The sequence below is a fragment of the Streptomyces sp. NPDC093111 genome (assembly GCF_040683955.1).
Lineage (GTDB): Bacteria > Actinomycetota > Actinomycetes > Streptomycetales > Streptomycetaceae > Streptomyces.
The window spans coordinates 218,563-232,057 of record NZ_JBFBNW010000006.1; the positions used below are offsets into that span (position 1 = coordinate 218,563).

General features: G+C 68.0%; 14 protein-coding genes and 1 pseudogene. 9 read left to right on the forward strand and 6 right to left on the reverse strand.

The annotated features are described in order from the left end of the window. Window positions 1-29 precede the first annotated feature (29 nt). The 5 genes from AB0Q96_RS12400 to AB0Q96_RS12420 all read right to left on the reverse strand — a co-directional run bounded on the left by AB0Q96_RS12400 (window position 30) and on the right by AB0Q96_RS12420 (window position 4,549). Window positions 30-902, reverse strand: coding sequence for a GNAT family N-acetyltransferase (locus AB0Q96_RS12400; RefSeq protein WP_365324408.1), 873 nt, complete (start codon window positions 900-902; stop codon window positions 30-32). A gap of 289 nt (window positions 903-1,191) precedes the next feature. Further along, window positions 1,192-3,024 carry a glycoside hydrolase family 15 protein gene (locus AB0Q96_RS12405; protein WP_365324410.1) on the reverse strand — a complete coding sequence of 611 codons (1,833 nt, stop codon included), beginning with the start codon at window positions 3,022-3,024 and terminating at the stop codon, window positions 1,192-1,194. A 50-nt stretch (window positions 3,025-3,074) separates the two neighbouring features. Next, on the reverse strand, window positions 3,075-3,272 hold the full coding sequence (locus AB0Q96_RS12410; protein ID WP_365324412.1) for a DUF5999 family protein: 198 nt from the start codon (window positions 3,270-3,272) through the stop codon (window positions 3,075-3,077). 171 nt (window positions 3,273-3,443) lie between these two features. Further along, window positions 3,444-4,007: an AAA family ATPase gene (locus AB0Q96_RS12415; protein WP_365324414.1), complete on the reverse strand. Its 564-nt coding sequence runs from the start codon at window positions 4,005-4,007 to the stop codon at window positions 3,444-3,446. After that, complete coding sequence (locus AB0Q96_RS12420) at window positions 4,004-4,549, reverse strand: ATP-binding protein (protein ID WP_365324416.1); 546 nt, start codon at window positions 4,547-4,549, stop codon at window positions 4,004-4,006. Before AB0Q96_RS12420 ends, AB0Q96_RS12415 begins: the two co-directional genes overlap by 4 nt. A gap of 439 nt (window positions 4,550-4,988) precedes the next feature. Between AB0Q96_RS12420 and AB0Q96_RS12425 the strand changes: the two genes are divergently transcribed. The 3 genes and pseudogenes from AB0Q96_RS12425 to AB0Q96_RS12435 all read left to right on the forward strand — a co-directional run. Further along, window positions 4,989-6,272 (forward strand): helix-turn-helix transcriptional regulator, encoded by a 1,284-nt coding sequence (locus AB0Q96_RS12425; RefSeq protein WP_365324418.1) that lies wholly within the window; start codon window positions 4,989-4,991, stop codon window positions 6,270-6,272. 33 nt (window positions 6,273-6,305) lie between these two features. Beyond that, window positions 6,306-7,208 (forward strand): phosphotransferase, encoded by a 903-nt coding sequence (locus tag AB0Q96_RS12430; RefSeq protein WP_365324420.1) that lies wholly within the window; start codon window positions 6,306-6,308, stop codon window positions 7,206-7,208. Window positions 7,209-7,231: 23 nt separating this feature from the next. Then, a pseudogene (locus AB0Q96_RS12435) lies at window positions 7,232-7,408 on the forward strand (DUF6879 family protein); the annotation flags it as partial. A 66-nt stretch (window positions 7,409-7,474) separates the two neighbouring features. Here AB0Q96_RS12435 and AB0Q96_RS12440 read toward each other — a convergent pair. After that, on the reverse strand, window positions 7,475-8,809 hold the full coding sequence (locus AB0Q96_RS12440) for a hypothetical protein (protein WP_365324422.1): 1,335 nt from the start codon (window positions 8,807-8,809) through the stop codon (window positions 7,475-7,477). A 389-nt stretch (window positions 8,810-9,198) separates the two neighbouring features. Between AB0Q96_RS12440 and AB0Q96_RS12445 the strand changes: the two genes are divergently transcribed. The 6 genes from AB0Q96_RS12445 (at window position 9,199) to fabG (ending at window position 13,492) form a co-directional block, all read left to right on the forward strand. Then, window positions 9,199-9,396 (forward strand): winged helix-turn-helix transcriptional regulator, encoded by a 198-nt coding sequence (locus AB0Q96_RS12445; protein ID WP_365324425.1) that lies wholly within the window; start codon window positions 9,199-9,201, stop codon window positions 9,394-9,396. A gap of 191 nt (window positions 9,397-9,587) precedes the next feature. Then, window positions 9,588-9,893 carry a helix-turn-helix domain-containing protein gene (locus tag AB0Q96_RS12450; protein WP_086824095.1) on the forward strand — a complete coding sequence of 102 codons (306 nt, stop codon included), beginning with the start codon at window positions 9,588-9,590 and terminating at the stop codon, window positions 9,891-9,893. 191 nt (window positions 9,894-10,084) lie between these two features. Next, the gene (locus AB0Q96_RS12455; protein ID WP_236244484.1) at window positions 10,085-11,179 is read left to right on the forward strand and encodes a site-specific integrase; all 1,095 of its coding nucleotides are present in this window, start codon (window positions 10,085-10,087) and stop codon (window positions 11,177-11,179) included. A 110-nt stretch (window positions 11,180-11,289) separates the two neighbouring features. Then, a complete protein-coding gene (locus tag AB0Q96_RS12460; protein WP_365324427.1) occupies window positions 11,290-12,129 on the forward strand; it encodes a HipA family kinase in 840 nt (279 codons plus the stop codon). Further along, a complete protein-coding gene (locus AB0Q96_RS12465) occupies window positions 12,126-12,509 on the forward strand; it encodes a DUF3037 domain-containing protein (RefSeq protein WP_365324429.1) in 384 nt (127 codons plus the stop codon). The genes AB0Q96_RS12460 and AB0Q96_RS12465 overlap by 4 nt, the downstream gene beginning before the upstream one ends. A 221-nt stretch (window positions 12,510-12,730) precedes the next feature. Then, the gene (gene fabG / locus AB0Q96_RS12470; protein WP_365324431.1) at window positions 12,731-13,492 is read left to right on the forward strand and encodes a 3-oxoacyl-ACP reductase FabG; all 762 of its coding nucleotides are present in this window, start codon (window positions 12,731-12,733) and stop codon (window positions 13,490-13,492) included. The last annotated feature ends 3 nt before the right edge of the window (window positions 13,493-13,495 follow it).

Consider the following 13,495-nt stretch of genomic DNA (forward strand, 5'->3'; position numbering starts at 1 on the left):
CAGATGGGGCCGATGGTGAAGAGCCGGGCTTAGCGGTCGCCGGGCGGTGTGAAGATCAGGCAGCGGCCCATGACGGTCATGCCGCAGGCGACGAACGGCGTCGGATCGTCTCGGGTCACCGCGCGCACGACCTCCAGGCCCTGGCGGGCAGCCACCGTGTGCGCGGCCCGGATCAGCGGCCGACGTGCGCTGGGTGCCGCCCACAGCTCCGCCAGGAGCAGCTCGCTGCTGGCTTCGTTGTGCTGGGCGAGGGCCAGCAGCAGCGATCCGGTCTGCGGGTCGAGCAACAGGTGCTCGGGCTGGAACCGCGCGTCGTCCCGCCATCGCCGTAGCGTCGCCTCAGCGAACCCGACCGGATGCCCACCGAACTGGCGCGCCGCCGCAGCAACGTATCCATCCAGGTCGTCGAACCCGACGCCGTTGCCGACGATCTCCATACTCCCCGTGAGCGGGACACCGCGCAGGACGGTCACCTCGTCCAGCACACACCACTCCGCTCCGGCGAAGAACTCGGCGGCGCCAGGCCGGTCCAGAGGCACATCCGTGGTCACCAACGGCCACACGACCAGTCCGGTGACCTCTCGCAGCAGCTGCGAACCCAGACCGGACCGGCGTACGCGCGGATCGACGACCGGCCCCCACAAACGGGCGCGAGCCTCGTGGGGTTCGGGGTGCCGGACCGCGCACCACCCGACCAGTTCCTCGTCGGCTCTGGCGAGCACGAGTACCGGAGGCGCGCCGGTCAGAGCGTTCGTCAGTCTCGACCGCACCAGCGAGGCACTGACCGGGCGGTCGTCGCTGAACCCCGCGATGCCCCGCTGTCCAACGACCGCGAGCTGCTCACACAGCCCGTCCGACAGGGCGCCCGCATGTACGGCGATGTCGATGGAATCGGTGCTCATGCCGCCTCCCCGTGTCCTGCGAGGCCAACCGGGCGGGCCGTGGGGTCGGATGCTGCCGTGGCGTTGGCCGTCTTCGACGGCTGCTCTTCGGCAGAAGCCATGTCCGGGATCGTCACCGCTGCTCCAAAGTTGCGGGAGTCGTTGGACTCGTCAGCGACCATGCAGCCGACCAGCGTCAGACCGATCAGGTTCGCCCCGATCAGGACGAGGCCGGAGGTTCGGCCCTGCGAAGCCCGGTGCCGCCCCCGCGTCTGCCTCAGCCCACCCGCCGGTAACGAAAAAGAGGCACTCACCGCCCGATCACCCCCGCAGCGATCCGGCGCCCCTGAGAAGCGCGGGCGGTTGCGACGGCCCGGATCGCCTGAATGACAGCGATGTGTGAGAACCCCTGCGGGAAGTTGCCCAGCTGGCGCTGGTGCTGAACGTCCCACTCCTCGGCGAGCAGGCCGAGGTCGCTGCGGATCCGGAGCAGGCTCTCCAGGAGGATCTCGGCTTCGTTGACGCGGCCGATGGTGCAGAGCGCCACGATCAACCACCCCGAGCCGATGAGGAAGGTGCCCTCGTCGCCGGCGAGGCCGTCGACGCCCGGCACCTCGCCCCCGGTGCGGTAGCGCAGCAGGAACCCGCCCGTCGTGGACAGCTCCTGCTGGATCGCCTCGACCGTGCCGATGACCCGCTTGTCGTCCGGCGGCAGGAACCCGGTCGTCACGATCTGCAACAGGGAGACGTCCAGCTCCGTCGAGCCGTACGACTGCGTAAAGGTGTTGCGTTCCTCGTCGTATCCTCGCTCGCACACCTGCTGGTGGATCGCGTTGCGCAGCTCACGCCACCTCTGCAGTGGCCCTTCGGCACGGCCACCCTCGATGAGCCTGACCGCACGGTCGACCGCGCACCAGGCCATCACCTTGGAGTGCACGAAGTGCCGGCGCGGACCACGGACTTCCCAGATTCCCTCGTCCGGCTGCTCCCAGAGGATCTCCAGGCACGCGACGAGGTCCGTGATGATCGGGGCTACGACAGCAGCCAGCTCCGGATCGTGCTCCTGGGCCGCGTACAGGGCGCCGACGATCTCGCCGTACACATCGAGCTGTAGCTGCTTCGCGGCTCCGTTCCCGATGCGGACCGGGGCGGAGTTCTCGAAGCCAGGCAGCCAGCCGAGCTCGGCCTCGGTCAGCTCTCGGCTGCCATCGACCCGGTAAATGGCCTGCAGGCTCTCGGGCCGGCCGCCGATGGCTGTTCGCAGCCAGCCGATCCAGGCCCGGGCCTCCTCCACGTAGCCGCAGCTGAGAAGGGCTTCGACCGTCATGGCGGAGTCACGAGGCCAGCAGTAGCGGTAGTCCCAGTTGCGCTCGCCGCCGATTTCCTCGGGCAGCGAGGTGGTCGGAGCAGCCACGAATCCGCCGGTCGGTCCGTACTGGAGGGTTTTCAACGTGATGAGAGAGCGCTCGACCGCCTCCCAGTGGGGGCCGGAGTACGTGGACTTGGCCGTCCAGCCCGCCCAGAAGTCCTCGGTCTGCTTCAGCAGCCCTCCCGGCGCGGGAAGCGGGGGCGGCTCGTCGCCCCCGGGCTGCCACGCGAGCGCGAAGGCCAGTTGCTCGTCCTTTGCGACGCTGAACTCGGAGATCAGGTCGCCGCCGGACGCGCGGGTGGGGGCGTCGGTGTCGAGCCAGAGGCGGCCGTCGCCCAGGCCGACGCTCGCCTGGCGGCCGGCGATGTCGAGCCGCGGAACAGCCCGGCCGTAACCGGGGCGGGCCCGAAGGACGGACCGCATCGGGACCCGGCCGCTGACGCCCTTGATGATCCGGACCAGTTGCGTCACGTCGTCCTTTTCGGTGAAGGGCATGAAGTCGAGAAGCTGGATGGTGCCGGAGGGAGTGATCCAGGTGGATTCCAGGATCAGCGTGCCGTCGAGATAGCGCCGCCCGTCGGCGGCGGGCGCGGTGCCGTGCGGCCCGGCGGGCCCGATGCGCCACATGCCGTGGTTCTCGCTGCCCAGCAGCGCGGTGAACGCGGCTGCGGAGTCGAAGCGCGGCAGACACATCCAGTCGATGCTGCCGTCGCGGTCGACCAGCGCGCCGGTGCGCCCGTTGCCGACGAGGCCGTGGTCCTCAATCCGGCCCACCCGCCGAGGGCGGTGGGGGATCTCCGCGGGGGGACGCGGGGAAGGGAGCTTCACGCTGCCACCGCCGTCGGCAGGGCACGGTGAGGGGCGACGATCTGGCCGTCGGGGAGCAGTTCGCCGGTGTCGTCGAAGAGCAGGACGCCGTTGCACAGAAGGCTCCACCCCTGCTCGGGGTGATGGGCCGAGAGACGGGCCGCCTCACGGTCTGCGGAGTCGGAGCTCGGGCACGGGGGTTGGTGCTGACACATGGTGGGAGTCCTTGTGGGTACGGCAGGAGACGGGAGCGGTGGACGAGCAAGCCAGCGGCTTCCGGTGGTCAGTTCCCGGGGGGCCCGAGCGGAGATTGCGGAGCGCTCGGAGGCCGGGAGGAGCCAGGGAGCCAGACGGACGTTCGCTCTACTCCGTGCGTCGTGCGGCTATCAGTGGCAGGAATAAGCCGTGGGTGGCTCGGTGGCGTAGGGATGCGGCGCGTGCGGAAATCGCTCAGTTCTAGGGGAGCCGGCGAGTGCGTGCAGAATCTCCGTGACGCACTCGGCCATGGGCTGTTGGGTGTCCACGACGATCTTCGGAGCCAGAATCGAACCCGTGCTCCTGGCATCTCCAGGGGGCCCTTCAGCGTCCTGGTGGGCCTTTTGAGCGGGATCCTCCGACACAGGGGCTGTGCGGATGCATTCGATGACGTGAAGCCGGTGGCCTATACCGCTGGCGAGATGCCGGAGCGCTCGCACATCGCGGGCCCGTGTGAGGGGATGAGCATCGAGGACTACCGGGGAAGTGGGGCGCTGGTGGAGATTCCACACCGCGGCCTGCAGCAGCCACTCGTAGAGGCGGGCCGCTTGCTCGTGCGAGGTGGTGCGGGATGTAGGGAACAGCACGGTTCGCAGTTGGGCGAGGTCGAGCAGGACCCCGCCGATGACGATCGCGAGATGCCTGGCCAATTCCGACTTGCCCGTACGCGGCCGACCGCCGATGGCGACGATCACCGCGCCTCCACAGCCGTGCATCCGATCGAGGCGACCTCGGGTTTACGAGCGGGTACCTCCGCCTCGCCCGGCCAGCGGAAGAAGGCCCACACTCCCTTGCCGACAACCTCTCCGTCACGTGTCGCGGGAGCAGCCGTCCAGTGGTCGGCAATCGCGGAGACGAGCCGGAGACCGCGCCCACCGTCCGCGGTGTCGGGCCGGAACACCGGCGCAGGAACCTTCGGCGAGTTGTCGGTCACCAGGATGCCGAGTGCCGCGCCGGGTTTGACGGAGAGCGACAGCCCGAGCGTCTCGGTCTCGCACGTCGGCCGAGTTCGACCATGAAGCACGGAGTTCGTCACCAGCTCGCTGGCCACGAGAAGGACGCGGCCCGTCAGCTCGTCTTCGCCGCTGAATCCCCAGCCGAGGAGCTCTTCCTGGAGGAACTGCCGCGACTTGGGCACGGCATATTCCGAGTTCGCGAGCTGGATCGTCGTCAGTTTCGCCTCGACATCGTGCGCCAGGACAGCGAGGAACTGCCCGGTCTTCCGGGTCGACGTCATTGAGCGCACCCCCAATCCTGGATGGCGGGTGCCGCCGGCCGATGTCCGGAGCGCGGCGGCACCCGCGGGCTCACGAGCCAGGACCGTCAGGTGTCGTGGCCGGCGAGCGGTTTGTGGTCTCGGGAAGCCCGAGGGGGGCAAGAGTTGCCCTCGTGCACCAGGAGCGGCAACCGTGACGGTTCACGTATACGTGACTGGCTTGCGTGACGCTTCACGTATTTCCAGGGCCGTACTTGACGGAGCCGCGTTTTCTTGACGCAGAGCGGACGGCATGTCAGTACGCTGGTCGGCGAGTTCGAAGGGAATCAACTCCATGCGACCTGGCCCTGGACCTCATCGTCCGTCCTGCGCAAAGCGGTTACGTGAGAGCGGTGCCGAACGCGGACACTCAACCGACGAGATCGCCCGCACGATTCAGGCGCACTGCTCCGTCTCCCCCTTGCGCGCACAACGTCTGGCCAAGGGTCTTACCCTGGCCGAGGCAGCGGACCAGATCCGCGAGCTCGTCTCTCACCTGGACAGGGCCCCCCGGGTCACCGTGGAACAGCTGCGGCTTTGGGAAACGGGAGGGCATCAACCGCTTCGCTCCACCGTGCTCGTGCTCGCCGCCTTCTATGGCTGCTCGCCCAGTGATCTGGGCCTGGAAGACACCGAGGCTGTCGCCGGCATCGTCTTCCGGGCAGAGTCCCGGCATGTGCACCGCGCCGAGGTCACCCCCATGTCCGCCATCGGCGAGTGGATCCCGACGGCTGCCGAGCACCTCTCGCACAGGGTCGACGCCGCGCGGCGTGCTGTGGACCGTACCCTCGCCTCCGCGACGGTCAACTCCAGCCAGCTGGACCACATCGACGAGATGGTCCTTTGGGCCAGCCAGGAGTACATCTCCACCCCGCCGGCTCTGATGCTCACCCGCCTTCTGGACCTGCTTGCCGAGGTCGAGGAGTTGGCCGCATGCCGACAGCCGGCCGTCGTCCAAGTTCGGCTCTCGGAGCTGACGGCGATGCTTTCCACTCTGACTGCCGACGCGCTCATGAAGCTCGGCGACCTCACGCGGTCGCGATCTTGGTACGCCACAGCGCGTACCGCTGCGGACGACAGCGGAAACTCGGAGCTTCGAGCCCGCGTCAGGGCTCAGGCGGCGATGCTGCCCTTCTACTACGGTCCGGTCGCCAACGCGGTGAGTCTGTGCCGGGAGGCCAGGGTGATCAGTAGTAGAGCACGAACCAGTGCCACGCACGCCTTCGCGGCGGCGGCCGAGGCTCGGGCCTTGGCCAAGCTCGGCGCCGAGGCCGAGGCCGAGGCCGCACTGCGCTACGCGACGAAGGTGTTTGAACAGTTCGGCGGAGACTCGGCGGACGATGCCTTCGCCTTTCCGGAGCGCCGCTACCTGCTCTACAAGAGCGGGACGCTGACCGCTCTCGGGCACACGCGCGAGGCCCGCCAAGTCCAGGAGCAGGCGCTCGTCCTCTACCAGGACAAGACAGGGATCGATCCTGCCCTCCTCCGGCTTGAAGCAGCCATCTGCTACGCGCGGGACCGAAGTCCTGACGAAGCGTGCCAGCTGGCCGGCGCTACCTTCCTGCGGATGGACCCCGCCCACCGCACACCGATCGTGGAGGAAAGAGCCCGCGAGGTTGTACAGGTCCTTCCGGCGGTGATACGGACAGGCCGGGCGGCGCGCGAGCTTCTTGAGATCATCGAGCTTCCGCCAGGCCGGATGTGACAGGACGGGCCCGTGTCGGTAAGCCTGTGCGACATGACAATCACGCCGGCCCCGGGTGGGTTCGACGAGTTCGAGATGTACCAGGTACTAGAGCGGGCCTGCGCGAAGGCCGGCCTCGACAGCCGTGATGCGCGTCTGCTGCGCGGTCACACCAACGCGGTTCTCCTCCTGGAGAAGGAGCAGGTGGTGGCCAAGATCGCTCGGAAGGGAACGGACGTCGAGAGCGTTGCGCGCACAGTTACCTTCGTACGCTGGCTCATCGAAGCAGGCTTTCCTACCGCCCCGCTGCACCCCTGCGATCAGCCGCTGATCGTAGATGGGCACTCTGTCACCTTCTGGACCTACCTGCCACAACCCGAGCACCCGGTGGCGGCCGGGCAGCTGGCCGGTCCCCTCAAGGCGCTCCACTCGCTGCCTCCGCCCCCGATCGCCCTTGCTGAGCACGACAACATCCGTGCGATCCGCCGCTCACTGACCGCGATCACATGTCTCCCTGCCGCAGCCATCCGATACATGGAGGAGGAGGCAGACCGACTCGAGGGGGCATTGTGGGGAGTCGACTTCGCGCTTCCCCCCGGACTGATACAGGGCGACCCACAGCACCGAAACGCGTTGCACACCACCGACGGATCTGCGGTGCTGTGCGACTGGGACACGGTCGCCCATGGTCAGCCGGAATGGGACCTCGTCACGGTCGAAGTCCACTGCCGGCGGTTCGGCTACGGCCAAGCTCACTACCAAGCCTTCGCGAGCACCTACGGGTGGGACGTAACGAAATGCGCCGGCTACTCGGTTTTGCGTGATATTCGGGAGCTGCGCATGATCACCACTAACGCACGAAAAGTTCGACATGCTCCTGAGTCTTTGAGTGAGATCCGGCGGCGATTCGACGGGCTCAGGAGGAGGGACACGCAGCTCCCCTGGAACATCCTCTAGCGTTCGGCCTGGAGCCCTGCTGCCCCGGCAACGACCTCTGGCTGATCGACGGCCGTCTCGTGCTGTTCCACTGGTTCACCGGTGATGGCGAGTGGGCGGGACACGAGTTCAATGAGGACTCGGCCACGGTCAAGATGGTGATCGCCGCGTTCGAGGTCGTCTGGGAACGGGCCATCCCGCGCGAGGAGTTTACGCTCTAGCCTTACCGTCCCACCCTCACCGGACTCAAGCACGGTTCTCCACGCCGTCTTACCGCCTCGGCAAGCTCACGGTGTCCACAGAGGGGAGACCCGCTGCGGCGTCGAGGAGTCGGCCAGGAGCGATGCGACACCGTGGGGAATACCGAGCTTCCCCAGAGCCCAGTCGAGCGCATTGGCTTCGGCGTCGCACATTCGGGCGATCAGGCTGGTCTGTTCAGGCAGAAGGATTCGTCGGGGGATCATGATCGTTTCCCGGACCCGGTCGAGGGGCAGTCCTCGCCGGAAGCCCTGTGCGGCGGGGCGGAGCGCGTCCTCGTTCGGCGGAAGCGGCAGGCGTCGGCGGGCCGCGTTCGAGACGACGATCCCGGCGACGTGGACGTACTCCGCTAGGAGCGGCCCCAACAGGTCCGCGAGCGCATCGGTCTTGGCGGCGAGCGACATCTCGGCGAAGGGCGTCGGGAAGTGGAAGAGACCGCTGTGGTCCTCCACCCAGATCCAGGCGGTGCCTGCCCCTGCCGTTTTGGCGCACTTGCCGTGCACCTTGTCCAGGAGCCGCCTGCCCTGGTCGCTCTCCACGGTGGCCCCGGTCAGGGTGGTGCCCTGGGGAGCCGTGCCGGGGCGTACGGTCAGCCGCCTCCCGGCGCTGCTGAGGACATCGACCGCGGCCTCCAAGGCCGCGCACTGTTGGGCGGCCTCCTCGGTCCGTTTCTTCCAGGTCTCGAAGTCGCCGCCGCTGAGGAGTTCGGGGAGGTCACCTTCCCAGTAGATGTCACGGCCCCTGTCCAGGGCGAAGAGATGAGCCCGGACGTTCTCGCGGAACCTCTCGTAGTCCTGGAACTTCTGATCTTCGGCGAAGGTGACGACCTCGATGAAGACGGGGCCGATACGAACATCGCCGGGGCCGCCACTGGCTTTCGCCGGCTCCAGCTCGACCCTGAGTCCGTGGGCCGCCCCCATGAGTGCGAGCCGGGCCTGTGTCTGGGAATGCAGGAACCGGGACAGGGTGACGTCGCAGCGTGCATCCCGCTTGACCGAGGCTATGCCCGGCACCGCGGCTTCCTCCAGATAGGCGTATGCGGCCCACCACCGCACTGCTTCCACCCATGCTCCCGGGGCGGCTCCGTTCATGAACTGGAGCACCGGGGCGTGTCGGCCCAGACCGACGAAGGTGTCGCTGGCTCGACCCGGGGCGGGGGAGGGGACCACGGCCTTGGGCAGCCAGCGGCTGTTGAAGAACGCGGTGAGGCCGGCCACGGCGCGTGCGGTCACCTGATGACCTGCGGGGGACAGGTAGCCGGCACCCTCCGGACAACCGAACCACGCCTCCCAGTCGATCGCCCGGCGGCCCTGGTCGATCGCCCGCCATATCTCTTCGTCACGAGGGTGCATGCCCGTGATCATGACGCATCCGCAGGCGAGGATGCGGGGATTTTCCCGAACGTTCGGCGCTTCCTCCCGGCTGGCCCTGGACCAGTCCCTCGTCCGGTCCGCATTACAGCAAAAGCGGACAGCGACTTGCGGATCGCGACCGGTGCCCCCCGCATGCTCATTTGCAGCGACTTCCTATCGCGCCCAAAGTGGCCGACTTCCGGGGTGGTAGCGGGCATTCGCTTACGGCAGACGAGAATTGACGGCAAGAGACTGGAACCTAGGCCGGGAGCATGTCAACGTACAACATCCCGAAAACGCCAAGGCGGGCGAGGAGGTGCTCGACAGGAAGGGAGGGGGGGATTGCAATCCCAGACTTGTGCGATTGGCGGCCTGGAGTGGTTCCTGCGTAGGAGGTCCGTATGGCTGGGGTCGCGACCGCGCAGTTCTCGTGCATATTGCAGCGCACCCGGGCCACGAGGAGGCGCGTGGCCCGTGCCGTGAATGTTCCGGAGGGCCGCGTAGCGCGAAATCTGGATCGTCTAGTAGCTGACGGTTTGCTGGTGCTCGTTGCAGACGGTGCCTCACCGGCCCTGAGCTCGTACCGGTTGGCTTCCTGACGGAAACCCATCCGAGGTACTGCGAGCTCATCGGTGGGGCGCGCGCAACATAGCCGATGATCGCCGGTTAGCCAAACCGGCGATCGTCAGGACCATTCAGGTGTTCGCATCCGGCTGTGCTTGGCGGTGGAGCCGTAGTGGACGTGGGCTGCCCGTGCCCGTTCTCTTTCGTCTCTCACAGGAAGCGCTCCATGCCCACACGATCGCTGCTCGCTCCCTCAGCTGTGCCTGACCCCGTCAGCGCTGGCCGCGCCTGCTTTCTCAACGTAAAGGATGCCGCCGCGTACCTCGGCATATCACCGCACACCCTCTATGTCTGGCGGCATCGACGGCAGGGCCCGCCGAGCTTTCGCATGGGCCCTCGTGGTCGCGTCATGTATCGGCGGACAGCCCTCGACGCCTGGATCCATGACCAGGAACGTGCGGACTCTCGCTCTAACCCTGCTTTGAACCCACTCAGCGCGGCTCCGCAGCGACGTCGGAACCCCGGTGCTTGACGCATCGAATGTTGTCGGACGCGTTCGTACCCTCTTGAAAGGAGACTTGTTTGGCGGGCTATATCGAGGATCGGTGGCTCAAGAAGAAGAAGGATCCGGCCACCGGGAGAAGGGAGAAGACCGCTCGCTACGGTAAAGGCAAGCGGTACAAGGTCGCTGGCATACCTGGGGTGCGAGACCGATCCTTTGATGTGCTGGAGGATGCCAAGGCGTGGCTTCGCCGGGCGGCCACGGACGAGGAGCGAGGCGAGTTCGTAGACCCGCGCGACGGGTCCATCACGCTGGCCGACTACATCGCGACGCACTGGGCACCAGGGCGAGGCGGTGCTCCGAAAACCCAGGACAGCCAGGAGCGTAGGTGGCGTCTCCATATCGTCCCGCACCTGGGCCAGCTTCCGCTCAGGAGTATCGCTGCAACGGATCTGCGCGCGTTCATAACCAAGCTGGAGTCGACAGTCTCGTCAGTCGACTACCAGCGCGGCATCCTGTCCGAGCTTTCCTCCATCCTGGAAGCGGCCGTCGACGACAAACGCCTCGCGCGCAACCCTATGCACGCGAAATCCGTGCGGTGGCCCAAGTCGCCACGGGAGCGGCGCGACGCGTGGCCGATGGACACGGCACTGCGAGTCCGCGATGCCATCAGCGAGCGGAACAGGATCGCCGTCGTAGTCGGCCTGGGGTGCGGACTCCGCCAGGGGGAGGTCTTCGGGCTCAGTCCCGAGGACATCGACTACGGGCGCGGCCTGCTGCACGTTCGGCGTCAAGTACAGGCGATTCACGGAAGGCTGTACTTCGCCTTGCCGAAGGGGAAGAAGATCCGCACGGTGGACCTGCCCCCTTCGGTAGCCGAGGAACTCAAGCGTCACATCGAAGCGTTCCCGCCGGTAGAAGTGGAGCTGCCGTGGGGGAAGCCGGAGGGGGAGAGGAAGAAGTTCTCCCTGCTGCTCACCACGCGCTTCGGGAACGCTGTCGCGGTGAACACATGGAACACCTACACCTGGAAGCCCGCGTTGGCCAAGGCGGGCGTCATCCCGCCGCGCGCCGAGGGGGCGAAAGCCTGGCAGTGGGCGGCGGCCCCGAAGGACGGCTTCCATGTGCTTCGGCACACCTACGCCTCGATCATGTTGGAAGCCGGCGAGTCCGTCGTGACCCTGGCTCGGTGGCTCGGACACTCCTCGCCTGCGATCACTCTCGGTTACTATGCTCACTTCATGCCGGAGGCCGGCAGCAAGGGGCGCGGCACCATCGACGGTCTGCTTGGGGAGCGCGGGGGATCAGCTTGCTAGCCGAAACTCCCCAGATTCTCCCCAGCGCTGTTGACCCGTGTTCTCGGCCTCTACGCTCCGGAGAAGTCTTCCGTGGATTGCAAGGTTGAAGAGATGGGTGGCCTGGGAAAGTGTTGGAAGAGGTCGTAGCAACCCGCTATGTCACGCCCTTGCGTGAGGGTGGCTCGCTCCCCGGGATCGTCGAGGCCGACGATCTCGGCACGTACGTCATGAAATTCACCGGCGCCGGGCAGGGCCGCAAGACCCTGGTCGCCGAAGTGATCTGCGGGCAGCTCGCCCGGCGGCTCGGGCTGCGGGTGCCGGAGCTGGTCGGCATCCAGCTCGACCCGGTCATCGGGCTCTCCGAGCCCGACCAGGAGGTGCAGGAGCTGCTCAAGGCGAGCGGCGGACTCAACCTCGGCATGGACTTCCTGCCCGGCTCGCTCGGCTTCGATCCGCTCGCCTACGAGGTGGACCCGAAGGAGGCCGGCAAGGTCGTCTGGTTCGACGCCGTGATCAACAACGTCGACCGGTCCTGGCGCAACCCCAACATGCTGGTCTGGCACGGCGACCTGTGGCTCATCGACCACGGCGCCACCATGATCTGGCACCACAACTGGCCCGGCGCGCAGGCGTCCGCCGCCAAGCCCTACGACGCCTCGGACCACGCCCTGGCCCCCTTCGGGCCCGACATCGCGGCCGCGGCGGCCGAGCTGGCACCCCTGGTGACCCGCGAACTCCTCGACGAGGTCGCCGCCGACGTGCCCGACGAGTGGCTGGTCGACGAGCCCGGCTTCGCGAGCACCGACGCGTTGCGGGCGGCCTACGTGGAGGCGCTGCTGCCGCGCGCCGCGACGATCCACGAGCGCATCACCCTCGGCCCCCGCACCGAACGGCGGCCCCAGCAGGCCCCCGGCTGGCTCGCCGAACGTCTCGCCCCGCGCCCCACCCAGAAGGACAGCACCACGTGACCGATCGCGATGTCTTCGAGTACGCGCTGCTGCGCGTCGTGCCCCGAGTGGAGCGGGGCGAGTGCTTCAACGCCGGCGTGGTCGTCTACTGCCGGGCCCGCTCCTACGTGGCGGCCCGCACCCACCTGGACCCGGCCAAGCTCGGCGTGCTCGACCCGGCCGCCGACATCGCCGGCGTACGGGCCGCGCTGCGCGCGGTCGAGGGCGTCTGCCTCGGCGGCGCCGACGCGGGCCAGGCCGCCGGGGACGACGCCGGACGGCGCTTCCGCTGGCTGATCGCGCCCCGTTCGACGGTGGTCCAGCCGGGGCCGGTGCACACCGGTCTGACGGCCGACCCCGAGGCCGAGGTGGAACGCCTGCTCGAACTGCTGGTCCGCTAGCACGCCGCGCTCGAACGCCACTCGAACGGGGCTCGCGCCTTGCTCGTACGCGGCTCCCACGCGAGTGGGCCGGTGCACCCGGTGGGCCGTTGACACCGGGTGCCAGGGCTTCTAGCGTCTCGTCTGCGGACGATACTAAGCGGTCGCTCATGTGCGGGAGAGCGGGCGGTCGCCGGTACGGACCGTAACCAGGGATGTTCCAAGGGCGAGGAGAACCAAGCATGTCCACCACCGAGCAGCGCGTAGCCGTCGTCACCGGTGCGGCTCGCGGCATCGGAGCCGCCACCGCCGTCCGGCTCGCCGCCGAGGGCCGGGCCGTCGCCGTACTCGACCTCGACGAGGCGGCCTGCAAGGACACCGTCGAGAAGATCACCGCCGCGGGCGGCACCGCGCTCGCCGTCGGCTGCGACGTCTCCGACAGCGCCCAGGTGGAGGCCGCCGTCGCGCGCGTCGCCGCCGAGCTCGGCGCGCCGACCATCCTGGTCAACAACGCGGGCGTGCTCCGCGACAACCTGCTCTTCAAGATGTCCGAGTCGGACTGGGACCTCGTGATGAACGTGCACCTCAAGGGCGCGTTCCTGATGGCCAAGGCCTGCCAGAAGCACATGGTGGACGCGGGCTTCGGCCGGATCGTCTCGCTCTCCTCCTCCTCGGCGCTCGGCAACCGGGGCCAGGCCAACTACTCCGCCGTCAAGGCCGGTCTGCAGGGCCTGACCAAGACCCTCGCCAAGGAGCTCGGCAAGTTCGGCGTCACCGCCAACGCCGTCGCCCCCGGCTTCATCGTCACCGAGATGACCGCGCAGACCGCCGAGCGGGTCGGGATGGGCTTCGAGGAGTTCCAGGCCGCGGCCGCCACGATGATCCCGGTCCAGCGGGTCGGCCGTCCCGAGGACGTCGCCAACGCCATCGCCTTCTTCACGGGCGACGACGCCGGCTTCGTCTCCGGGCAGGTCATGTACGTGGCCGGCGGCCCGCTCAACTGACGC

Excerpts from the sequence above, each read along its gene's own strand:
- AB0Q96_RS12400 (WP_365324408.1), bottom strand. The coding sequence starts at position 902 with ATGAGCACCGATTCCATCGACATCGCCGTACATGCGGGCGCCCTGTCG.
- AB0Q96_RS12410 (WP_365324412.1), bottom strand. The coding sequence starts at position 3,272 with ATGTGTCAGCACCAACCCCCGTGCCCGAGCTCCGACTCCGCAGACCGT.
- AB0Q96_RS12420 (WP_365324416.1), bottom strand. The coding sequence starts at position 4,549 with ATGACGTCGACCCGGAAGACCGGGCAGTTCCTCGCTGTCCTGGCGCAC.
- AB0Q96_RS12430 (WP_365324420.1), top strand. The coding sequence starts at position 6,306 with ATGACAATCACGCCGGCCCCGGGTGGGTTCGACGAGTTCGAGATGTAC.
- AB0Q96_RS12440 (WP_365324422.1), bottom strand. The coding sequence starts at position 8,809 with ATGATCACGGGCATGCACCCTCGTGACGAAGAGATATGGCGGGCGATC.
- AB0Q96_RS12445 (WP_365324425.1), top strand. The coding sequence starts at position 9,199 with ATGGCTGGGGTCGCGACCGCGCAGTTCTCGTGCATATTGCAGCGCACC.
- AB0Q96_RS12450 (WP_086824095.1), top strand. The coding sequence starts at position 9,588 with ATGCCCACACGATCGCTGCTCGCTCCCTCAGCTGTGCCTGACCCCGTC.
- fabG (WP_365324431.1), top strand. The coding sequence starts at position 12,731 with ATGTCCACCACCGAGCAGCGCGTAGCCGTCGTCACCGGTGCGGCTCGC.